The organism is Methylobacterium sp. D54C (assembly GCF_053345595.1).
Window position 1 is genome coordinate 1 of the sequence record NZ_JBKFAK010000266.1, and the last position, 281, is coordinate 281.

At 71.9% G+C, this 281-nt stretch carries 1 protein-coding gene; it reads right to left on the reverse strand.

The window, feature by feature from the left end:
* Positions 1–281 (reverse strand): polyprenyl synthetase family protein (locus ACLBYB_RS33460; protein ID WP_447701453.1); only part of this gene is annotated, 281 nt, incomplete at both ends.

Here is a 281-nt window from a genome sequence, read left to right on the forward strand (position 1 = left end):
AAGGCCTGGCCGAGCAGGAAGTCGCCGACCAGCACGGAGGCCTTGTTGCCCCACTTGATCCGGGCGGCGACGCGGCCGCGGCGCATGTCGCTCTCGTCGACCACGTCGTCGTGGAGGAGCGTCGCGGTGTGCATGAACTCGACGCTGGCGGCGAGCTCCACGTCGCCGTCGGTGGCACCGGCGTAGCCGCAGAGCCGGGCGCAGGCCAGAGTCAGGATCGGGCGCAGGCGCTTGCCGCCGGAGGCGACCAGGTGGTTGGCGACCTCGGGGATCATCGCCAC